The organism is Paenibacillus prosopidis (assembly GCF_003337375.1).
GTDB classification, from domain to species: Bacteria; Bacillota; Bacilli; order Paenibacillales; family Paenibacillaceae; genus Pristimantibacillus; species Pristimantibacillus prosopidis.
The window spans coordinates 407,116-431,795 of the sequence record NZ_QPJD01000004.1 but is presented as its reverse complement, the minus strand read 5'-3'; the positions used below and the strand labels follow the sequence as shown (position 1 = coordinate 431,795).

At 49.9% G+C, this 24,680-nt stretch carries 14 protein-coding genes; all 14 read left to right on the top strand.

Translation table 11 applies throughout. The features are described 5' to 3' along the window. Window positions 1-408: LamG domain-containing protein (locus tag DFP97_RS08550; RefSeq protein WP_147275033.1), on the top strand; the 408-nt coding region annotated here is incomplete at its 5' end. A 125-nt stretch (window positions 409-533) separates the two neighbouring features. Continuing rightward, entirely contained in the window at window positions 534-2,096 is a 1,563-nt protein-coding gene (locus DFP97_RS08545; protein ID WP_114379562.1) for a glycoside hydrolase family 43 protein, read from the top strand. After that, entirely contained in the window at window positions 2,097-3,011 is a 915-nt protein-coding gene (locus DFP97_RS08540) for a glycoside hydrolase family protein (RefSeq protein WP_114379561.1), read from the top strand. 42 nt (window positions 3,012-3,053) lie between these two features. Further along, complete coding sequence (locus DFP97_RS08535) at window positions 3,054-5,429, top strand: glycoside hydrolase family 95 protein (protein WP_114379560.1); 2,376 nt, start codon at window positions 3,054-3,056, stop codon at window positions 5,427-5,429. Between the two features lie 47 nt (window positions 5,430-5,476). Then, window positions 5,477-7,486 (top strand): glycoside hydrolase family 31 protein, encoded by a 2,010-nt coding sequence (locus tag DFP97_RS08530; RefSeq protein ID WP_114379559.1) that lies wholly within the window; start codon window positions 5,477-5,479, stop codon window positions 7,484-7,486. A 6-nt stretch (window positions 7,487-7,492) separates the two neighbouring features. Next, complete coding sequence (locus DFP97_RS32245; protein WP_425453508.1) at window positions 7,493-7,759, top strand: aspartyl-phosphate phosphatase Spo0E family protein; 267 nt, start codon at window positions 7,493-7,495, stop codon at window positions 7,757-7,759. Between the two features lie 181 nt (window positions 7,760-7,940). Next, on the top strand, window positions 7,941-8,297 hold the full coding sequence (locus tag DFP97_RS08520) for a hypothetical protein (protein ID WP_114379557.1): 357 nt from the start codon (window positions 7,941-7,943) through the stop codon (window positions 8,295-8,297). Between the two features lie 5 nt (window positions 8,298-8,302). Then, window positions 8,303-10,051: a cache domain-containing sensor histidine kinase gene (locus DFP97_RS08515; RefSeq protein ID WP_114379556.1), complete on the top strand. Its 1,749-nt coding sequence runs from the start codon at window positions 8,303-8,305 to the stop codon at window positions 10,049-10,051. Window position 10,052: 1 nt separating this feature from the next. After that, a complete protein-coding gene (locus DFP97_RS08510) occupies window positions 10,053-11,510 on the top strand; it encodes a response regulator transcription factor (protein ID WP_181873412.1) in 1,458 nt (485 codons plus the stop codon). A gap of 116 nt (window positions 11,511-11,626) precedes the next feature. Then, window positions 11,627-13,333: a type 2 periplasmic-binding domain-containing protein gene (locus tag DFP97_RS08505; protein ID WP_114379554.1), complete on the top strand. Its 1,707-nt coding sequence runs from the start codon at window positions 11,627-11,629 to the stop codon at window positions 13,331-13,333. A 90-nt stretch (window positions 13,334-13,423) separates the two neighbouring features. Next, window positions 13,424-14,404, top strand: coding sequence for an ABC transporter permease (locus DFP97_RS08500; protein ID WP_245976007.1), 981 nt, complete (start codon window positions 13,424-13,426; stop codon window positions 14,402-14,404). Between the two features lie 84 nt (window positions 14,405-14,488). Then, window positions 14,489-15,412 (top strand): carbohydrate ABC transporter permease, encoded by a 924-nt coding sequence (locus tag DFP97_RS08495; RefSeq protein WP_114379552.1) that lies wholly within the window; start codon window positions 14,489-14,491, stop codon window positions 15,410-15,412. Window positions 15,413-15,545: 133 nt separating this feature from the next. After that, on the top strand, window positions 15,546-17,462 hold the full coding sequence (locus DFP97_RS08490) for a hypothetical protein (RefSeq protein ID WP_114379551.1): 1,917 nt from the start codon (window positions 15,546-15,548) through the stop codon (window positions 17,460-17,462). Window positions 17,463-17,648: 186 nt separating this feature from the next. Beyond that, window positions 17,649-24,638, top strand: a complete 6,990-nt coding sequence (locus DFP97_RS08485; protein WP_114379550.1) for a LamG-like jellyroll fold domain-containing protein — start codon at window positions 17,649-17,651, stop codon at window positions 24,636-24,638. Window positions 24,639-24,680: the final 42 nt, after the last annotated feature.

Genomic DNA, 24,680 nt, shown 5'->3' with positions numbered 1-24,680 from the left:
AATTTGGACACCGTGAGCAACTGGAGCCGCATCTTCGACTTCGGTTTCGGAACGAACAACTACTTCTATCTGACGCCGCAAAACGGGACAACCGGCGTCATCCGTGTCGGGATCAAAAACGGCGGTGGCGAGCAAGTCATCGACGGCACTGCGTCGCTGCCAACCGGCGGCTGGCATCATGTGGCCGTAACCCTGAACGGAACTACGGGAACCCTTTACGTCGATGGCCAGAAGGTAGGCAGCAGTAATATCAACATCAGACCTTCCCAACTCGGCGTTACCACACAGAACTGGATCGGCCGCTCGCAATTCTCCAACAATCCGTATCTCGACGGACGGGTGGACGATTTCCGCATCTATAACGTAGCTTTAACCGATCAGGAAGTATCGGCTGTAATGAACGAGTAGAATATAGCGTCAGTGAATTTAACTCACGAAAGTCCGGAACATGGGAATCCATGTTCCGGACTTTCCGTCATGTATAATCATCTTGTTAAAAAATCCAAATTTAGAATGGAAAGGATTACGGTGTTATGGAGGATAATTCCTATCTATTATCACAGAAGGGATCCTGGGGAGATCAGGGGGACGGTACCTATGTCAATCCTGTCTTGCCCGGCGATTATAGCGATCCGGATGTCATTCGAGTCGGGGATGATTATTACGGTATCTCCTCTACTTTGCATTGCTCTCCGGGGATGGCGGTGCTGCATTCCAAGGATCTTGTGAATTGGAGCATGATCGGACATGTTGTGGATGATTTGACAAGCATCGGCCCGGAATACAATTACGACCGCATGAATCGTTACGGCAGAGGAGTCTGGGCCGGCGCCATCCGATTCCACGAGGATAAATTTTGGGTATATTTTTTCACGCCCGATGAAGGATTGTTTATGAGCACGGCTTCCGATCCGGCGGGACCTTGGGAGCCGCTTCATCAGGTTTGGGAGGTTACCGGCTGGGACGACTGCTGTCCGTTCTGGGACGATGACGGACAAGGCTACTTGGTTGCCACCAATTTTGCTAATAATTATAATATCCATTTATTTAAACTTAGTGAAGACGGCAAAGAACTATTGAATGACAGCGGTACGATTATTCATCAGTACAAAGGGAGCGAAGCCAATAAGATATACAAAATAAACGGAACCTACTTTTTCTTCCACAGCGAGGTTCGCTGTAAGGAAGGCGTTGAAGTCAGAGTCGTTATGATGTTAAGGTCCGAACATATTTATGGGCCCTATGAGGAAAGGGAAATTATCCATACGCACGGCATGGATGTAGACCGGGAGCCGAATCAAGGCGGACTTGTCCAGACGGTTTCCGGGGATTGGTATTTCATTAGTCATCAAGGAACGGGCGGGTATTACGAAGGGAGAACGCTTCACTTGCTGCCCGTAACATGGATTGACGGCTGGCCGATCATCGGAATCGATACGGACGGCGACGGAATCGGAGAGATGGTATGGGGAGGCAGGAAGCCTATTAGCGGACATCCCGCAACGGTTCTTTCCACATACGACGATTTTGACCGAGCGGTACTTGAGCCGCATTGGGAATGGAACCATCAGCCGAGAGCCGACAAATGGTCGTTAACGGCCCGGCCCGGCTATTTGCGTCTGCACGCATGCCAACCCATTGACAAGGACAACTTTTTTACCGTATGCAACATCATTACACAAAGAGCGTTTAGAACCGTTCACAACGCGGCAATGGTGAAAATAGAAATCGGCGGCATGGCGGACGGGCAGGAAGCGGGGCTTTGCCATTTTGCGCAAACCTATTGCACGATTGGCGTACACCAACTGAATGGGAGAAGGGTCCTGAAGTTCAACAGCTCGGGAATAATTGTATGGGGTCCGCAATTAACAGGCAGCACCCTTTGGTTAAGGTCTGTGTGGAACATTGATGGAATCAACCGGTTCGAATATAGCGTCGATGGGGTGCATTTCACAAGCTTTGGAGACGCCTATCAGCTGGGGTGGGGGAATTATAGGGGAGATCGGATCGGGTTATACAGCTATAACTGCGAGAGTGAACAGGGTTATATCGACGTAGACCAATTTTGTTATGAGGTCGCGAGGAGTGGAGAATAAATGAAATCGCCATTGTTTAGGGATCCCATCTATGACGGTGCGGCAGATCCTGTAGTTATTTGGAATCGGCAGGTCAAGGAATGGTGGATGATTTATACGAACCGCCGCGCAACGCAGGAGGGTCCGAAATTCGGATGGGTGCATGGCACCGATCTCGGTGTTGCTTCTTCATCGGATGGTGGATCAACCTGGTTATACCGGGGAACCCTGGAAGGTCTCGAAACAGGCTGGGGCAGAAATACGTTCTGGGCGCCTGAAATCATTTGGCATGATGGGCTGTACCATATGTATGTCACTTACGTCCACGGCGTACCGGAAGACTGGACAGGCAAGGCTCGTATCAGGCATTATACAAGCCCCGACCTTATTCGTTGGGAGTTCCAGTCCACGCTTGGAATTAGTGAGGAGAACGTGATCGATGCCTGTGTTTACCAACTGCCGAACGGCATGTTTCGAATGTGGTTTAAGGAGCGGAATCATACCTACGCTGCCGAGAGCAAGGATCTGTATGATTGGCAGCCGATTGGTCCGGTGATAACCGAAAGAGGCCACGAAGGACCGAACGTGTTCCGCCTGGGCGGCTATTATTGGATGATTACAGACGAGTGGCGCGGGCAGGGCGTGTTCCGCTCCGATGATCTTCAGACGTGGGAACGAAACGGCATCATTCTCGACCAACCTGGCAAACGTGAGGATGACGGGACGATCGGCCTTCACGCAGATGTGGTCGTACAAGGAGAAGAGGGGTATATCTTCTATTTCACTCATCCTGGCCGTGTTAATGAGCATAACGAAGATTCGGGCTATGAAATGCGCCGTTCGTCCATTCAGGTTGCCAAGCTGGAAGTTGTGGACGGTGTTCTGTGCTGTGACCGCGACAAGGAATTTGAGTTAAATCTTGAAGCGGAAGATTGATAGAATTGCATTCATAATAAAATGGGAGGATATGAAATCCATATGCATATTCAGTTTCATTCCCCAGCCGTCTATTGGGTAGAAGCGCTTCCCGTCGGAAACGGCAGGCTAGGCGCGATGGTCTTCGGGGGTATCGAGAAAGAACGGATCGCTTTAAATGAAGATACGCTATGGTCAGGTTACCCCGGGGATTGGAATAATCCGGGGGCGAAATCGGCGCTGCCGAAAGTGCGGGAGCTTATCGCGCAAGAGAAGTACGAGGAAGCGGATCGGCTTTGCAAGGAAATGATGGGACCTTATACGCAATCCTATTTGCCTTTCGGCGATTTGCACATTGTGATGGATCACGGTCAGCTAAGCCGCCGGGGGTATAGCAGAAAGCTTGATCTCTCTACCGGCATTGCGACGGTAGCCTATAATGTCGGTGGTGTTCCATTTACCCGTGAAATATTCGCGACTCATCCCGATCAGGCGATTGTCGTGCGATTAACGGCGGGCAAGGAGGGTTACCTTAGCTTTCGGGCCAAGTTGGACAGTCCGCTCCGATATACATCGAAAGCGGATGGCGAACACTTTACGATTTCCGGCGCAGCGCCGGAGCACGTCGAGCCTAATTACCGCGATGCGGAAGATCCCGTGCGTTACGGCGATTCCAATACGTCTAAAGGCATGAAATTCCATGGGCGCTTGGCTGTCGCGCATGAAGATGGAACGATGAGAGTCGATGCGGATGGCTTGCATGTCATCGGGGCTACTATCGCAACCTTGTACTTCAGCGCGGCTACCAGCTTTGACTTAGGGTTCGGCGCGAGTAACCCTGAACGCGATCCGGGACAATTAACCTCAGCAGCGATTCAGGCTATATGCGAGAGAGAATATACGGATATTCGAAACCGTCATGTGGACGATCATGGCAAGCTGTTCGGCAGAGTTGCCCTGCATCTTGGTGAAAGCAAGGCTCCAGCAGATATGCCTACAGATCGGCGCATTGCCGAATACGGCAGCAGCGATCCAGGCCTGGTAGAGCTATTGTTCCATTATGGACGTTACTTGTTGATGGCCAGTTCGCGCCCGGGAACCAGTCCGGCCAATCTTCAAGGCTTATGGAATGAAGAGACGAGGGCGCCATGGAGCAGTAATTACACGCTAAATATTAATGCGGAAATGAATTATTGGCCTGCGGAAACGTGCAATTTGGCGGAGCTGCACGAGCCGCTGATCGATTTCATCGGCAGACTGGCCGTTAACGGCAAGAAGACGGCGGATACGAACTATGGCGCACGGGGATGGGTTGCGCACCATAATTCGGATTTGTGGGGACAAACGGCGCCAGTAGGCGATTTCGGGGATGGAGACCCTGTTTGGGCGTTCTGGCCGATGGGCGGCGTATGGTTGACTCAGCATCTGTGGGAGCATTACGCGTTCAGCGGGGACGAAGCTTATTTGCGGCATACAGCTTACCCGATCATGAAGGAAGCGGCGTTATTCTGCTTGGACTGGCTCATTGAAGATCAAGATGGTTATTTGATTACTTCGCCTTCGACCTCTCCCGAGCATAAATTCCGGGTTGGCGATAAGCATCGAGCCGTAAGCGCGGCGACGACCATGGATCTCTCATTGATCGGCGAATTATTCGATAACTGCATCAAAGCGGCGGAATGGCTGAAGGTCGATGAAGATTTTGCTATGACGCTGGCAGAGAGGAAGCAAAGGCTGTTGCCTCTCCAAATCGGCAAGTACGGTCAGTTGCAAGAATGGTTCGAGGATTTCGAAGATGAGGATGTTCAGCATCGTCACGTCTCTCATCTTGTCGGGGTTTATCCGGGACGGCTCATTACTGAGCGGTCTGCTCCCGATCTGTTCCAAGCGGCGAAAAAATCGCTTGAAATTAGAGGAGACGGGGGGACAGGATGGAGCCTTGGCTGGAAAATCGGCTTATGGGCAAGATTCAAAGACGGCAACCGTGCAGAGCGTTTAGTCTCGAATATGTTGACACTCGTTAAGGGTGACGAACCGATGAATGCTCACAGAGGCGGCGTATATGCCAATCTGTTCGGTGCGCATCCTCCATTCCAGATCGACGGCAACTTCGCAGCTACAGCGGGAATTGCGGAGATGCTGCTGCAATCCCATCAGGGATACTTGGAACTTCTGCCGGCGTTGCCTGATTCCTGGAGAGACGGGTTTGTCAAAGGATTGCGGGGCCGAGGGGGCTATGAAGTCGATTTGGAATGGAACAACGGCGCGTTGTCAAAGGCGGAAATCGAAGTTTCCATAACGCAGACTTGCCAAGTTCTTGCCAAGCGGAAGGTCAGGATTACCCAGGATGGCAAAGAGGTTCAATATGTTCAAGATGCGAATGGATGGATCGGGTTCCATGTAGAAAGCGGAAAGCGTTACGTCTTATTGACCGTTTGAGGGAATTATACAATTGGACTTCAACGCTTTTGCGGAAGGGGATATTCATGAATTTTTTTACTGTCGAACATGGGAAGCTGATCTTTGAGAATAACGGAGAAAGCTTGCAAATTGAAGGATGGGGTGAAAATAGTTTACGTATCCGCTCCCGAATGATGGGTGAAATACTGGATACGGACTATGCCTTACTGCCTGTTAATGGCGATGCGGAAGCTGCGATAGAGATCGATCATGAAACTCAAACCGCTACCATTCAAAACGGTAAGATAAAGGCGGTGGTCAGACATTCGTGGTGGGATACTCCGGGACGAATTTCCTTTTACAATGATAAAGGAGAATTATTGCTTCAAGAAATAGGCAGCGGCGGAGCTTTGAAGCTTCGGTCAAGAGCATTCAAACCGATTATCGGAGGGGATCATCAATTAAGGGTTTCCTTTGCCGGAAATGATGGTGAAAGAATCTACGGAATGGGTCAATACCAACAAGAAACCTTTGATTTGAAAGGCTCCACGCTTGAATTGGCTCATCGTAATTCCCAAGCCAGCGTTCCGTTTTTGTATTCCAGCAAAGGGTATGGCTTCTTATGGCATAATCCGGCGATCGGAAAAGTTAACTTCGCTAATAATAGAACCGAATGGGCTGCAGAAAGCACAAAACAGCTGGATTATTGGATAACGGCAGGCGATTCGCCGGCAGAAATAGAAGCCGCGTACGGAAAAGCGGTTGGTACCGTTCCTATGATGCCTGAATATGGACTTGGCTTCTGGCAGTGCAAATTAAGATATTATAATCAGGAACAGCTGCTCGAGGTTGCAAGGGAATATAAGAAAAGAAAGCTGCCGATCGATGTAATCGTAGTTGACTTTTTCCACTGGCCCAAACAGGGGGACTTTAGATTTGAGGAGGAATTTTTCCCTGATCCGAAGGCAATGGTGGATGAGCTGAAATCCATGGGAATCGAATTGATGGTTTCGGTTTGGCCTCAGGTTGACCGCTATAGCGAAAATTTTGAAGAAATGCGCCAAAAGGGTTATTTGATTAAAGCTGAAAGGGGAGTCCAAGTTGCCATGATGGATTGGTTCCCTTCCAGTATTTATTTTGATGCTACAAATCCTAAAGCCAGGGAGTATGTATGGTCAAAATGCAAGAAGAATTATTACGATTATGGAATCAATATCTTCTGGCTGGATGAAGCAGAACCTGAATACGATGTATATGACTTTGATAATTATCGTTACGCTATGGGACCTAATGTTCAAATCGGAAATATATATCCGCAGCGCTATTCCAAAACCTTTTATGAAGGCATGCAGGCGGAAGGACAGGACAAAATCGTAAACACGGTTCGCTGCGCTTGGGCAGGCAGCCAACGATACGGCGCATTAGTGTGGTCGGGAGATATTCATTCTTCTTTTGAAGATTTCAGAAAACAAATCGTTGCAGGCCTTCATATGGGAATGGCGGGGATCCCTTGGTGGACGACGGATATCGGAGGCTTTGCAGGAGGTAACCCGGACGATCCCAAATTCCGCGAGCTGCTGATCCGATGGTTCCAATGGGGGGCTTTCTGTCCTGTTATGAGATTGCATGGCGATCGCAGGGGAGGCAAGGAAGTATTCAGAAAAGACGGCAGCAAAGCATTAAATACCGGTGGAAACAACGAGGTATGGAGCTTTGGGGACGAGGCTTACGAGATATTGGTTAAATATATGGAATTGCGGGAAGCTTTAAGGGACTATACCCGTGAGCTGATGAAAGAAGCCCATGAGAAAGGTGCGCCGGTCATGAGGCCGCTCTTCTATGAATTCCAGCATGACGATAAGGTCTGGGATATCAAGGACGAATACCTGTATGGTCCGGATCTGTTGGTGGCTCCTATTCTTTATGAAGGCGCTGTATCAAGAGAGGTATATCTGCCTGAAGGTTCTAGCTGGACGGATGCGCGTACGGGAAGTGTCTTTGAAGGTGGACAAACTATTCTTGTTGAAGCTCCTCTAAGCTCGATTCCGGTATTTTTACGGGACGGAAAACAAGCGTATCTCATCGGAAAAATATAATATTCTATCATCGATCGGTCGTCCTTAAGGACAGGATGTGGTACAAGGATAAGGACCATCACTCTCTCATCTCTTCGGAAAGGAGGAGGGGAACTGGGTAAGAATGATATTGAAATCTTGCGTAATGCATTATATCAATTAGCATTATTACATCAGTATAATTTCCTTGATCCCGATGTAATAAGAAAGAGTCAGGAGCTGGATCTTCTGATAAATGAAATGATTAATGTAAAGCTGGGATGTCGTAGCGCATCAGAGTTATCGAAAGAGTGAGTTTCAGTCACCGGCTTCAGCTTGCTATAGCATGCGCCCCTTGTAATTTAGTGCAAGGGGTGGTTTTTTGCTTTCTATCCATAACCCGGTTGAACGTTTGGGATGCGTATGTCTCGGGACTTAACAGTCTGAAGCTCGAACTGTTTTTGGAGCAGCTTAATAATTAAGGAGGAGCGTCATTATGTATTTTGATTTCGGCAGTTCCAATTCTGAAAACGCTCACAATTTCAAAGGCGCCTTTACGAGCGTGATCACCGGTTTCATGGGCGAAACAGCCCGGGTGTCGAATCTTCTCGTAGCTGATGGGGGCAGGGGGGAGTTGACTTTTACAATGAAAGTCGATCCGTATCTCCGCAACTATTTCACCGTGAAATTTTCAGGGGAAGAATCGTCCTATATTCATGCGGATGGTGAAAAGCAGAGCTATAAATTCAAGCCCGATCAGAATCCGGATAACATGTTGGCGCCGGATCTGACGGTTTCGGAGAAACAGGCTCTGATCAATGGCTACCTGCAAGATCAGGTTAAGAGGAATTGATAAACATGATGGGACACTTTCGTAACCTCAGCCTTACCAGGCAAATCCTTTATTTGATTTTAATGATGTTGATCATCCTCCTGATCTCATTTGTCATCTCGAACATGGTTGCCAAACGTATTGTCGAGAGCAAGGTTACGGACTCCGCCGGCAAGATTCTGCTTCAGGTTCAGGATAAGACGGAAAGCTTTTATGCGGACATGGAGAGAATTTCGGTTTCGATGCTGTATAGTCCGACGGTACAAACTTACTTGGACTTGGATAACTATTTGTCCAGGATTCTCATGAACCACGAGGTCATATCGGTGTTCTCCAATACCACCACATTGAAAGAGAATATTCGGGGCATCCAGCTTTACAACCGGGCAGGGACGATGGTAGCCAGTCTAGGTCTGGGAACAGGCGAATCCGTTAAACTGCCGGATCCAAAGATCGAATATTCCGGTTTATTGAAGGATCCGGATACGGGGGAATTAATCCCGTACTATTCGATTTCCGTTCCGATTTATAATTTGAAAAACACACCTACCAGGGATTACAAGGGAACAAGCGTATTTGTCATGGATGTCGGAAACTTCAGCAATATATTGCAGAATGCAAAAATTACAGCCAATTCACGGCTCCTGCTCCTTGATCAAAACAAAAAAATGTTGGCAAGCGTTGGAAATACGCCCAACATCGATACGTTCCGGTTAGAGGAGTGGAAAAACGACAACCGGTATATCGTGCAGACGAGCACGCTGTCCGAGACCGGGTGGGAGCTGATCAGCATCATTCCGAAGAACGAGCTGCTGCAGGAATTGAATATCGTTCAAAGGCTGAACGTTGCAACATATGCGGTTATGTTTTGTATACTCGGTCTTTTTCTGATCCTTTTTTTCACCCGAATCTTAAGGCCGGTAAAAGCGCTAATGGATTTTATGAAGTCCTACCCGAAGACGGGGCGAGAAAGCCGCTTTCCTGTGGTCTACCATAACGAAATCGGCGTACTCGCTGCCAACCTGAATAAAATGCTGGACGAAATCGACAGCTTAAGCAAAGAAATTCAGTTGACGCAAAAGCAAAAGTACGAAATCGAAATTACAAAAAATCAGATGGAAATATCGGCCTTTCGTAATCAGATTAACCCCCATTTTTTGTACAATACGCTTGAATGTATAAGCGCTATGTCCATCTTTTACAAGGCTCAGGATATAGGCGAAATCTCCGCCTCCTTATCAAACATGTTCAGGTATTCGGTCAAAGGAGGCGATTTCAGCACAATTCAGGATGAAATATCACACATTAAGGAATACGCGAAAATCATCGAATACCGCTTCATGGGGAAAATCCGGGTCGTCGTCGATGCGGATGAACGTTTGTTGAAGCAGAAAACAATTAAAATGCTTCTTCAGCCGATGGTGGAAAATGCCGTGTTTCACGGATTGGAGATGAAGATCGACAGCGGCATCGTTCGAGTGGAAGTGAAGATGACGGAGCAGAATCAGGTTCAATACATCGTACAGGATAACGGAAACGGGATGGAAGAAGCCCAATTGAAAGAGCTGGTCGCCCGGCTTAGGCAGTTTGAAAGCCAAGGCTGGACGGCGAGGGAAGCAACGAAAGGAATCGGCTTACCCAATATTTACCGGAGAATCAAGCTATTATACGGAAACAAGGCCGAAATGTCCTTCTATAGCAAACGCGGCACCGGTACTACCGTTACAATCACATTCCCTGTACAAGACCATGTGGAACAATTGGAGGTCGAATAACATGCATACGGTATTGATCGCAGACGATGAACCCTGGGTTGTGTACAGGATTAGAGAAATGATCGAGTGGGAAAGGCTCGGCTTTACCGTTATCGGAGAGGCGCACAACGGACTGTCGGCTCTGGAGATCATTCTGGAGAAGAAGCCGGATGTCGTCATTTCGGATATCCGCATGCCCGGTTTGAACGGAATTGAGCTTCTGGAGCAAATCCGTTTCCACGATTTGAGGAGCAACGTGATTATGATCAGCGGATATTCGGAGTTTGAATATGCCCAGAAAGCGCTGCGATTCGGAGCCTTCGATTACTTGCTCAAGCAGGTCGACAAGGACAAGCTGACCGACGCGTTGGAACGGTTGAAAGCGACGCTCGCGGAGAAGCAAAAAGTGCAAAAAGGATTGGAGCTGCTGCTGGACGATCTTTTCGAAATATTCGAGTCCGATGAGAATGTGAAGCTGCAAAACTTTTTGTCCAGCCGGGGAATTGATTGCGAATATCCGCACTTCCGGTTCATTAGCTGTCTGTACCAGCATTCATCGTTTCCCGATGCGGGCGAGACGCAGCCGGCGATCTCCGGGATCCGTTATTTGCGGTTTCGTACGGGACAGAATAAAGTCTCCTTCCTGATCAATTATGACGAATTGAAGAATCCGACCGGTTTTCTCGATTTTATTTCAGGTCATTTGTCCGACGCCCGATGTATCGGGATCAGCGGAATCGGCGTCTATTCTACGCCTGTCGCCAAGCTCTATCAAGAATCGGATATTGCCCTTTGCAGTTTCTTCACCCGCCCCGAAAGCCGGATCATCGAATATAAACCGGCGGCCGATCATGCCTCGGTCTTGATGGGAACGATCCTGCAAATCGAAGTGGCCGTAAGGGAGCAGAAGCCGGAGCAAGTGAACAGGCTTCTGGATGAGCTAAGCGCCGAATGCAAGGAGCGGTCCATGCAGATCGACCAATTATGTGCGCTATACAACCAAATCGTGTTGCTCTGTTACAAATATTACAGTAGTACCGACGCAGATTATGAAATCGAATATATGAACTACGATCAAATGTCTCGCCAGTACCGCTCGGTCAAGGAGTTGTTCGGAAAGCTGAAGGCCATTTTCCGGCAGCAAACCGGCGAAGAGCCGCACATATCCAATGAGATGGTAAAGAAAATCATCGAATATATTGATGCCAACTTTGCGGAAGATATTATGCTCGTTGATTTGTCAAAGAAGTTCCATATCACCGTCGGATATGTGAGCGCTCTTATGAAGAAGGAAACGGGAAAAACGTATATGGAGTATGTGATGAACAAAAGGCTGAATCTGGCTAAAGAATTGCTGCAGGATACTTCGTTATCCATTCAAGAGATCGTGGAGCGGGTAGGGTACCGGGATTATTTTCATTTCAACAAAATTTTCAAAAAGTATTTCGGAATAACACCGGGTAAATTTCGTAAATTGTAGCCTTGTCCAAAACTATCGAAAAGCACAAAAAGATTAAAATGGAAACATAGGATGCCGCTGCGTATGCCGTTATGCTAAAGAAGCAGTAAACAATATATGCAGGGGGATTGATTAGTATGAAGTTGAAAGTGTTTTCAATTCTGGCGTTGGCCGCAACGATTGCGTTGTCAGGCTGCAGCGCCAACAATTCGGGAAGCGGAAACGCTACTGAACCGGCAGAGCCGGCGAAAACCGAGACGCCTGCTGCAGTAACCGAGACGCCTGCGGCGCCGGTGGATCTTACTTGGTTCTCTACAGTTGGAGGCTGGAACCCGCCGCAATGGACCACGGAGCCTGGCACCGTAATGGGGGAACAGACGAAAAAGACGGGGCTCACCTTTACTTACAACATTCCTGCACAGGACGGCGATACGAAATTGAATCTGATGATGGTTTCATCGTCGGACTCATTCCCGGATGTCATTACTACGGTAGGCCCGGATATGGGAAAGAAGCTGGTTGAAGCCGGCAAGGTTTGGGAATTGGAAGAATTCCTTACGAAATACGATCCGGAATCCCATTTGCTCAAAGATTTTCCAGCAGATGTGAAGGAGCAAATGGTCAAGCATTATGGCGGCTGGTACGCGATCGGAAGCCACATGACCAGCGATGACACGAGAGAGGTATATCCGCCGTCAAGCGATTATTTTGCGGATGTGACGAAGTATGCTGATAATAAAGGTGTTGTAGTCAACGCGAATATTTTGAAAGAGGCCGGCATTGAGCTTTCCGATCTGAAAACCGAGGATGGCGTGCTCGCGGCTCTTAAGAAGGTAAAGGACATGAAACTGACGGTTGACGGCCAGCCTGTCATTCCGCTTCAGATTCACGGTAAAAACTACCATGGCGAAACGCTCCAATACCTGCATAGATCTTTTGGCGCGATGCCGATTGACAAGGACGGGAAATTTAGAAATATTTATATGTCTCCGGAAAACAAGCATGCCATTCAATTCCTGTTTAAGGCGGCCAAAGGCGGGTACTTCGATCCCGGCCAGATGACAACGGATGATACGGCGATCGACGCGAACCTCTTGTCCAAACGTGTGTTCATGTTTATCGGAGGGACGAACAGGGCCAAATATGATCAGCTTGATTTCTGGGTTTCGCCCGGCGCGATCTTGTCGAGTGAAGGTACAAAGCCGGTGTTCCCGTTCTGGTCCGAACCGGGACGCGGCTGGATGCAAACGCACATTTCCAAATCGACGAAGGAACCGGAAAAGTTGGCGAAATGGCTTAGTTATGTGACCAGTGCCGAGGGGATGACGCTTAATCACTTTGGTATCGAAGGCGTACATTACACCAAAGACGACAAAGGTCTCATTACAAGAACGGATGAAGGAATTCAAGCTCAGCAGGACAGCACCAAAACGGCAGTGGGTATCTTCTGGCAATTCGAAAATATAGCATTCTTTGAAAACGTGCAGCCTGCTCCGACAAAGAGGGAAGGCGCCGGCGGTTTGATTGAAATGGAGGCGAAGACCGCTTACGCCAGATCACCGGAAGTCGTTCGATATGATGCTTCCGTACTGAGTTTGCCCGGCGACTTCTACGCGCCAGGAAGCAAAAATGCAACGATTAGAGATCAAATCCAGCAATTTTATGAAGCTCAGGTTGCCAAGATGGTGTTGGCGAAGGATGAGGCAGCGTTCAACAAACTCTATGACGAGTTTGTCACTAAGATGAAACAATTGAAGGTCGACGAGCTGGATGCGGCACTGAACGCAGAACTCCAGAAGAAGTTGCAGGAAATGGGTGTAACGGTTAAAGGCGTTAATTCTTAATCGTATGATTTGAGTTATGAATAATGCCAAAGTGCATGTGCATGCCATGCTGCACTTTGGCATTATCATTGTTTTTCAAGGGAGGGACGAATGATGGCAAAAAGCGCCACCCAGGGAGGCATCCCGACGGCAAATATCAAAAGAAAAAAAACGTTCAGGCTCGGGCACGATCTTCGAACCCAGTTGGAGCTCATGACGATGCTTTGGCCAGCAATTATTATGATTGTCATATTCGACTTTATCCCGATGTCCGGGCTGTTGATGGCATTCAAGGCCTACGATCCCATCTCTGGTTTTAAAGGGATATTTACGAGTCAATGGAACAATTTCGAGAACTTTATGATGATTTTCCGGCATTTTGAGTTTTGGCCCATGGTGAGAAATACGCTAGGCATTAATCTCCTTGGGTCGCTGGTCGGGATCCCGGTAACCCTGATCTTCGCGCTATTGTTAAACGAGATCCAGAATGCCAAGTTTAAATCGTTTGTACAGACCGTCACGTACCTGCCGCATTTTCTTTCATGGGTTATCTTTGGCGGGTTGTTCATCACGCTGCTCAATCCGGATGGCGGCATCGTAAATTTTTTACTCCTGAAACTGGGCCTGATCGATGAGGCTATTCTGTTTTTGGGCGAGCCAAAATATTTCTGGGGCATCGCCATCGGAACAAATTTGTTGAAAGAAATAGGCTGGGGCGCCATCTTGTATTTGGCTGCCATGGCAGGCATCGACCAGTCTTTATATGAGGCTGCCGCTATCGACGGTGCGAGCCGTTTGAAACGAATGCTGCACATCACGCTGCCCGGCATTTTGCCTACGGTTATGATTCTGGTCATATTCGCAATAAGCGGCATGCTGAACAATAATTTTTCGCAGATTTACGTCCTACAAAACTCTTTGAACTTGCCGACCAGTCAAGTTATTGATACTTACGTGTATCGAACGGGTCTTGGGCAGTTCCAGTTTGCTTCGGCTACGGCGATCGGGTTAATGAAATCGGTGTTTGCGCTTGCGCTGCTGCTTGGAGCCAACTATCTGTCCAAGAAGCTTACAAAATCAGGTTTGTTTTAAACGTATGTTTCCGAAGCGAGTTTTTCGCTTGCAGAGAAGATGATTTATGGAAGCAGCGAGAATAACTTTTAGGAGGCGTCCGGAATGGTCGGAGGCAGGAGCTGGAGAGAACGTATTTTTAATGTGACGAATGTCGTCATCATGATCGCTTTAATGATCGTGACTATATATCCGTTTTGGTTTTCTATCGTCAATTCTTTGAATACAGGCGACAATCTTGTGCGCGGACCTATATTTGCTTGGCCAAGGGAATTTACATGGGCGAGCTGGGCGACGGTTATGTCGGACCCGGGGATGCTTAAGGCTGCATGGGTTAGCGGTTCCCGGACAGTGATTGTAACGGTTATCTCTATTCTTTATACGGCGATGTTTACTTACGCCTTTTCCCGTACTTATTTAAAGGGAAAAAAATGGTATGTGATCATAGGCTTTACGAGCATGTACTTTAGCGGCGGGCTGATTCCTTCGTTTATGCTGTTGAATTGGCTCGGTTTGTATGATACCTACTGGGTATACATCATTCCTGCCCTTTTTGGCGGATTTTGGAATGTCATTATTTTCAATGCGAATTTCAAGGCGATTCCCGACGCTCTGTTCGAATCGGCCAAAATGGATGGAGCGAATGAGTATACGATATTCTTCCGAATTGTTATCCCGTTATCGAAGCCGGTTTTGGCTGCACTTTCGGTGTTTACGGCAGTCGGCGTATGGAACGATTACGGAGCGACGCTGTATTTCACCCAATCCGCCGATTTGCAGACGCTGCAATATTTGATCTTAAAGCTCATTCAGTCTACGAATGCGATTGAGCAGATGGCTAGTATCGCGGGCGACAACAATGCCGCTGTCGCAGCACTCTACTCCAAAGCACAAGGTGCGGGAACCGTTACAGCCCGAACCCTTCAGCTGGCGGCGATGGTTATCTCGTCGATTCCGATGGTAATTATGTACCCGTTTGCGCAGAAGTTTTTTATAAAAGGCGTGCTGCTCGGTTCTATAAAAGAGTAGTTGCGAGACCTGCGAGTCGGGCTCATTCTCGATCAGCCAGGTTCGCGCGAGGACGATGGAACGATCGGCTTGCAACGCTTTCTTGAACTGTTATGAATACCCCTGTCCAATATGGGAGGAAAGGGAGAAGACTATGGAGATCAACTGGAAACAACGTGATAATGACAACAGATATACGTTCCACTTGGGCGAGGGGACCATCGGCGACGTCTTGCCGTTCGAGGATGAACGCTTCGCAGCAACCGATACGTTCGAACAGTTAAGGGAAGGACTGGTTCAGTGGACGCGGAAGTTCACCTATCGAGGCGAATCGCCCGCGGCGTGCAAGCTTTCGATGGATTTCGCTGCCGACTACGAGCCTGAGTATTATATGATTCCTTCCGTCACCTACAACGGGAACGGTTGGGGCAGCGGCCTGGAGCCGAAAGGGCTGATGCGCGACGGGCAGCCTTGGGTATTTGCGTGGCATCGGACGGCAGTGGCCGGCGCAACCTACTCCGAGGGAGGCGGGGTCTCCGTGGGCTTGTTCGGTGAGCCTCCCCGGGATATGCAAGGCTTTTCCTGCTCGCTCGTGCCGGCTGCAGGACGAGTCATCCATCGGCTGATCTGGCCGGAGGTAGAGACGCCGGCGACCTACGATGACCGAGACCGTTACGGCGAGGCATACGAAGCGGAGAGGAACTTTGTGCCGGGCGAGACGTTTACGGCCCGTGCTTATCTGGCGCTTCATGCTTACATAGAGCCGCGCACGGCGTGGAGAACGATGCTCGAAGAGGCTTGGCGGATGCAAAAGCACCCGGTTCGGGCATGGTACGATCCGGAACGAATATGGGAGCTAGGCATGGCGTATGCCAAGAATGGCCTATGGGCCGAAGACGGGGATTTTCGGGGATTCTCGCTCGGCAGAAAATGGGACGGAGAGAAGTGGCGACAAGCTCGCAATTACGCAATCGGCTGGTGCGGGCAGAACGCTTCGTTGGCCAATTCGATGCTTGCGGATTATTTGAATTCCAGCAATGAGGATTCGCTTCGTAGAGGCCTCGCCGTGCTGGACGGCTGGACAGCCGGTGGAAGGCTGCCGAACGGGATGATTCATTGTGAGTACGACTACGTCCTGCAATTCAAGCCGGCAGAGCGGGAAGTGCAGGACGCCTGCAACCTCGGAACGGCTGCGTTAAACCTGTTCGAGGCGGAACAATTGTCCCGGAGATGCGGAGTGGAGCGGCCGATCTACCGCGAAACCGCGCTCGGCATTTGCGATTTCGTCTTATCCGTGCAATCGCCGGAAGGCCGGATCGGGAAATCGTGGAAGAACGACGGGACTCCGCATGATCCGGAGGGCACGGTCGGCTGCTTCCTTGTCCCGCCTCTGGTCAAGGCATACGAGCTTACAGGCAATGAAGCCTATCTTCATGGGGCGGAGCTTGGCTACCGCTATTATATGAGGGAGCTGCAGGGCAACGGTTACACGACAGCGGGGGCGCTGGATACCTGTTGCGTAGACAAGGAGTCTGCCATTCCTTTGCTCAAAGCAGGTCTTGCGTTGTTCCAGGTTACCGGCCAGAAGACGTATCTCGAATGGGCGGAGCATGCCGCATGGTATTTGGCAACATGGCAGTGGCATCATGCGGTTGCATATGACGCAGGGACCGGACTGGAAGCAATCGGGTACGATACGTTCGGCGGCACGGCGGTATCTACGCAACACCATCATCTTGATCCGTTTGCGTTGTCTTTTATCGAGGACTGGCTTGAGCTGTCTGCGCTCACCGGCAACTCGACATGGCGCGAAAGAGCCCTTGCCGTATGGGTGAATGCGTCGATTGGCATCTCGGACGGCAGCCTGATGATCAATGGCAAGCTGCGTCCGGAGGGCAGCCAGAGCGAAGGTTTCTTTCACACCCGTTGGAAGGAGCCGTTCGGCGTTTCGGAATGGCTCGTGGCGTGGCCGACCGCCTTCCGGCTTGAAGTGTTGCGCCGGGTTGGCATAGAGGCGGTAGTAGAATTTGAACTAAACTTAACATCTGGCGGACACGACGAGAGTAGATGAACTTGCAAGGGACTTAACCATAAATAAGAAAGATCGCGGAACAGCGATGGGCGACCTGTTGGGCATCGCTGTTCCGCGGAATATTGGCATGGCACGTACTCCGAAAGGGGGGTGAGACAAGACAAGAGTATACGAAGCAAGATTGGGAAAAGAAGAATCACTCAAAAAAAGAAGGAGAAATGTCTAATGAAAGGTTACATATGGGACGTATTCAAACGAGTAAAGAAAACGAAACGACAAGCCGGAAGGGTCTTGATTATTCTCTTGATCGCCGCGTTGATTTTCCCGGGGCTCGTACCCGTGCCAGGTAAGATGGTGCATGCGGAAGAAGGGCCGACAACTAACGGTTATTTGGACAAGCTTGATTTCGGCAATATCGATTCTGAAAGCGTTCACAACTTTAAGGACGCCTATACGAGCGTAATAACCGGTTTCATGGGCGAAACAGCCCGTGTGTCGAATATTCGCGCAGCCGATGGAGTCGGGGGGGAGTTGACTTTTACAATGAAAGTCGATCCGCATCTCCGCAACTATTTCACCGTGAAATTTTCGGGGGAAGAATCGTCCACCTCCAACGAAATGATTCATATTAACGGGGAGCAGATTGGATATACCACTAATGGGGATTATGAACACATTAACTCGGGCTGGGTGCTTCCGAACCGCTTTTTTTACAAATCGATCATGCTTCCGCTGGAATCAACGGTTGGGAAGGATACGGTCGAGATCACGCTTAAATCCCATCCCTGGAACAGTATGACGACTGTTACAAGGGGCTATTATAGCGCCTATACCCATACACAGGCCTATATTCATGCGGATGGGGAGAAGCAGGGCTATAAATTTAAGCCCGACCAGAATCCGGATAACATGCTGCCGCCGGATCTGACGAATGCGGAGAAACAGGCTCTGATCGACGGCTACATGCAAGAGCAGGTTAATCTGTTTAACAATTTATCGGCCAAAGTGGATGGAAACGCTGGCGGCAAGATGTCGATCCACAAATATTCGCAAGAGCTAAAATTTTACGCTGACGTGTTGAAGTACGATTGGTCTCCGGCGCAAACGCCGGTAGAGAAAAGAGCGGCGCTTCAGCGCATATTCAAGTCGATCGATAACCATGTGAAAGATTATTACGGCAATACGAGACTCGTGCTGCGCGGCGGACATCAGGGCGACTGGGGCGGCTACTATATGGATCTTGGCGAAGCGCTGTACACGGTCGAGAACCTGATCAAAGACGATACGATCTACGGGGAGGAGGCGTGGGGTGCATTTTTGGATGAGCCGATCGTAACCGGAACGACCGAAGGGGAGTATTCTCTGGCAGGTGTAGATTGGGACGGCGGCGAGCTGACGCGCCGCGAAGCGTGGGAACGGGTGATGAAAGCAAACTTCGACTTTGCCCGTGCGCGGCTTTCATATATATATAACCAGGTAGTTTATATGTACGAAGGTGCGTGGAAATCTCACGAGGGGCTGCGCATCATCGGCTCGCCTTTCTTTGAAGGCAAAGAGCGCAGCCATCGAATCCTGCTTGAAACTCTAGGGATCGCGCCATTCCTGGGCGAAGAGGTGCTGGTTGGTCCCGGCGGCGAAGAATTGGATTTGTACCATTCCCTGTTTAAACATGATGGAAGCGCGGTCTTTACGGACGATTTCGTCCACATTGTCGGCAAAGGGCTTGCGAAGAGCAAGCTGGACGCGGAAGGCAACGTTGTTAGAAGATTGCCTTACGGCAAGCATTATACCGGCTTAACCGAGGCTGGACTTACAAGGGAAAACGGTTATGTCGCCAACTACGGCGAGGCCGCCAACTATCTTTTGGTTTATTTCTATAAAACGCTCGGTCACACCGGCGACGAAGAGGTTAACGACGAAATCCTGAAAGCGGCGCTTACATCCATCCACGCCCGCGGATTTGTCCGTTATCCGTCATTGGATGACGACGGTAAAAGAATCATGAGAGCGGAACAAGTGACCGATGAGCGAAATCAAAGCTTTACCGGCTTCATGGCATACGGTGCGAGAACCGGCAGAGGAATGAGCTTGCAGTTCGCATCCCTGGAAATGGCTATGGCCGGGAACGAGCAAAAATACAGCGGTCCGGAGTGGGACAAGTACTGGCAATATGCGGGAGAAGCGGTCGGTTTCGTGCAGCAGCAGCTTGCGGATCGCCAGCTGTTGCATTTGAAAGACTTCGGATATAGAGGAAGCATGAGCGGAGTAAATTTTCTGCTTAAAGAAACCTACCATTACATCACGGAAGACCGGGCCAATTACGGACGATTTGGCGGTAATGCTATGGCTGGGGTTGTTCTTCCGCACACGGATTTCGACGTTTACAAGCCGGAAGAAATTGCCGCGCTCGGAGTCAATCCGGACGACTACGAGCAGTTGGCATGGGCGGATATCGACAATACGTACGTGTCGGTAAGAGACGGCGATTTTAGAATGTTCGGCGAGCTGAATTTCCGCAATCGCGGTATGGCAAGCAACGGACGCCTTCATGTGATCAAAGACAATTACGATCATGTCGTCCAGATCGCCACGAATAACCGATTCCGGTATGAAGATTACTACTTGCGGGCACCTCAGATCGACTGGGATTATCATTCCGGGTTTGCGCAAGGTTGGACAGGGGCGCCGCCGGTGCTGGCAGGCGAAGCTGTGCCAGCTTCTTATCAGCCGGGCGTAGGAACGATTAACCGCGACAACTTTGAATTTGACAATCCTTACAACAATTATCCGGAATTGTCAACGGCAAGGTACGGCAAATATTTCATGATTTTCAATACGACCCGCGACGAGTACGGCAACAAGATGACATACGAGGTAGAACTGCCGGCCGACTTCGCGGGCAGCGAGGTGCTCGATCTTATCACAGGGACGAATGTGCCGGTCGTGAACGGCAAAGTGACCGTCCAGCCCAAAACGGCAATGGTGCTGAAATTGACTTCGGATTTCGAACTCGCTCCGAAGCCGTTCCATGTTGACTTTGTCCATGCGCTTGCAGGCAACGGTTATATCGGTATCACCTGGAAAACGACTTCAGGCGGGCAATCCTACACGATTAAACGTTCGGAAACGGAAGATGGCCCTTACGAGACCATCGCAACGGGCGTAACCGGAAATTACTACAAAGATTCCACGGTTCAAAACGGTAACGTGTACTACTATAAAGTTGCGGCCGTCAACGAGAACGGAGCGGGCTGGGATTCCTGGCGCGCGAAAGTGGATGTGTCGGTGCCGGTATCTGACATTACCAATGCGGCGTGGCGGGATGACCGGATCGGGACCGCGGCAGGAAATGCTGTCATCGACGGCTCTTCGATATCGATCGATGCTGTAGACGGGACAGGCTTCGGCCAAGGCGATGATTCCCACATTTACAATCGGGATATTTACGATTCGCTACATTTTGTAAGCCGAGTCGCTTCCGGCAACAGCTCTGTCAGTGCGAAGATTGACAGTGCTTCGGGAGAAGCGGGCGGCATTATGATGCGCGACCGGCTCACGGAGGACAAAGCCCGCTACATCTATTTCGGTGCGAACGAGAACGGCGACCTTGTGCTGCAAAACCGAACGAGGGTCTCGCTCGCTCAATTTTCGATTCCGATCGCAAGCCCGCTGAATGCGAATATTCAGAGCTATACCGCAGCAGAGTATCCGTATGTCAAACTGATGCGGGATCATGATTCGCAGACCGTGTACGCATTCGTATCCAAAGATGGAGCGAATTGGACGTATGTGACGAAAATGTCTACCTTGCTGACTTATGCGTACTATACAGGAGTCACCGCAAGCGATCAGGCGCAATTCAGCGAAGTCATGATAACGGAAACGCCGCAAGGCATTGTCACTCCTTTCACCTCCAGAGTGAAGGATCAGGTAACGCTGCGCTGGAATAAACCGAAGCAAGCTTCCTGGTTCAACCTATACCGCACCAATGATGAGGAGGCAAGCTTGACCGATCCGGTATTCAAGGCAGGCACGACCGAGTTGGAAGACGGCTCCCCTTGGGAGGAGGTTCTCTCGGGTACAAGAGCGACGTCATTCCAGGACGTCTTACGGTTTGGCAGTGTGCATTATAAGGTGATGGCCGTTCACGGCGACAGCACCCCGCAACCGTTCTCGACCGCCGCAAGCGCTTATGCGGATTCGATTGCCATTGTGTTAGAGGATGCGGAGAGCTTGCCGGCTTCCGACTATACGAAGTCGAGCTTCTACCTGTTCCATAAGGTATTAGATCGAATCAAAGCGGAGCTGGCAGGCCCGGAATTTGATGAGGCGCAGCTTATTAACGACATTTATGAGGCGAAAAAATTATTGGTTTCGTTCAGGACGAATCTGGCGAAAGTTCAGGTACAGCCTTCTATGGTCAGAGCCTCCGAAAAAGGCTGGGGTAATGATAATATCTCTGAAGAACAAAACGGATGGTTCATATTCGATGGCATAGAGACTAACCTTACCCATACCAGGTCAGCTGTAAGCTGGGTTGATGTAGATTTTGGCGCAGGTAATGAAAAAGTGGTTGACACCTTCCGCTATCTTCCTAGGCAGAGCCATTTCACCCGTGCCAACAATACGATATTCAAAGGCTCTAATGATGGCGTGAATTGGGTAGATCTGCATAAGATTACAGCCGTAACGGAATTCAAATGGTATTCCGCAATCAATCCGGATACGACGCCATACCGTTATATCCGAATCTATGATGATCATTCCGGTTTCGTGAACTTTCAGGAAGTAGAGTTCCTTGAGAGAGGCATTGACAAAACCTTGCTTGCATACTTGCTGGGTGAATCAGCTGCTGCAATTGCTGCTGAGGTTTATACGGCTGAAAGCTTGCAGTCTCTCGAGCAGGCTGTAACTGCAGCAACATCGGTAGAAGGCAACGCCAGTGCAACACAGGAGGAGATCGATGCGGCGGCTGAGGGCTTGGTGACGGCGCTGGAAGGACTGCAGTATATTCCGGGAATGCCGGTGATTGCTTCCATAGGAAATAAAACCGTCATTGCGGAAAGTAAACTTACATTTACCGTTCAAGCGGAGACTGAAACTGCCGGCATCGTTTACGGGATCAGCGGTCTGCCTGAGGGAGCAACCTTCAACACGGATACTCAGGTCTTCGACTGGACGCCAAGTAAAGAACAAGGCGGCGTATATTCTGTAATCTTTACCGCAACAGCCGGTGAATTGTCTTCTTCCAAAACGGTCAAGATCACGGTCAAAGGGCAGCCGGTTTTCGAATCCGTTGCGACCGTTGAACTGACGGCGGAGAAGTTGTTTACCTATCAGGTGCCTGCAAAAGATCCAACGGATGAGCCGCTTGTTTATAGTGCCGAGAATTTACCTGCAGGTGCGGTATTTGACGTACCGAAAGGCGCTTTCACATGGACTCCGGATCAAGCGGATTATGGAAGTCATCCTGTAACTTTTACCGTCAGCAACGGAAGCTTTAGTGTTAGCCAAACCGTGGACTTCAAGGTAATGCTTCATATCCTTCCGGCAGCAGACTACACGAAGGGCAGCTACTACCTGTACTTCAAAGAAGCAGAGCGAATCGAAACGGAGATTGTGAAGCCGGGAGCTGATAAGCTGAAGCTTATAGCTGAGCTTGACCAGGCTGAAGGGTTGCTTGTTCACATTCCTATCTCGCTTTATTCGTTCGAAGGCAACGCGGACAATGCCATCGGATCGACGGGCGGAACCGTTTATGGAACCCCTGAATATCCGGCCGGCAAGATCGGACAGGCTGTCGATCTGAACGGACAACACCATGTGATGCTGCCTGAGACGCATCCGGTTGCCAATTACGACGAGATGACATTTGCAACCTGGGTGTACTGGAAGGGCGGCAACCAGTGGCAGCGCATCTTTGACTTTGGCAACGACACCAATCAGTTTATGTTCCTCACGCCAAGGTCCGGCAACAATACGCTGCGTTTCGCGATCAAGAACGGCGGCGGCGAACAGATAATTCAAACCTCGCAGCTCGCAAGCAACCAGTGGGTGCATGTGGCGGTGACGCTCGGCGGCGGTACGGCGAAGCTGTATGTTAACGGCGTGGAGAAAGCAAAAGCCGGCAATTTTACGATCAAGCCGAGCGATTTCAAACCGAATAAAAACTACATCGGTAAGAGCCAGTTTAACGATCCGCTGCTTAGCGGCATGATCGACGAGTTCCGCATCTACAACTATGCCTTGAGCGCGGAAGATATCCAGGCGGTATACAATAACACGGCGAAATGGATTGACAATAGCTTGCTTACGCTCCTGCTGGACGAAGCGGCCGAAGTTGTTGCCGAGTATTACACAACCGAAAGCTATGAAGCTTTCCAAACGGCACTCGCGAATGCGGAGTCGGTGGCGGACAACGCCGATGCGGCTCAGGAGGAGATCGATACTGCCGCGGCGAGCCTGCTTGCGGCGCTCGAAGGGCTGAAGTGGAAGGATATTACCGCTTCACTGGATCCTGCGGCGCCAAACGGCAAGAACGGTTGGTATACGTCGCCGGTTACGGTGACACTCTCTCCTGCGAAAATCGCGGAGTACAGTCTGGATGGCGGAGACACTTGGACCGCCTACAGCGAGCCTGTGGTCTTGGATCAAGAGGGAACGCATCAGGTTCAGTACCGACGTTCCGTGGATACGGGAGAAACGAGTTTGCTGGAGGTCAAAATCGACCTTTCGGCACCTATGGTTCAAATCATGGGAGAGGCATCGTACAAGATCGATCAAACGGTGACCATAACTTGCAGCGCGAACGATGTCGTTTCGAGCGTATATGGTAAGCCTTGCGATCAGCCTCTGCTTCAGGTCAAGGCGTATACGCTGAAATCCGGCGAGCATACGGCTACGGTCACAGTGGAGGATATGGCGGGCAATCAGACGACAGCCGACCATATGTTTAAGGTGATGGTCACGTTTGACAGCTTGAAGACCGTGACGAACGTATTCCTGCAGGAGACGAATGCCAAAGCATGGGATACCGTCGCCAAATCGCTGAATCAAAAGCTGGACCAGGCGAAAGCTGCGGCCGGCCAAGGAAAAATAGACGCAGCGAAGAGCATGATGTCCGACTATGTCAAACAGGTAACGGACCAAACTGGGAAATATTTCACTCAAGAACAAGCGGAAATCCTGATCCGCTGGGCACAGATCGTGATCTAGCTCAAACGGAATTTCTCGAGTGTCATCTGGCGAAAGCATGAC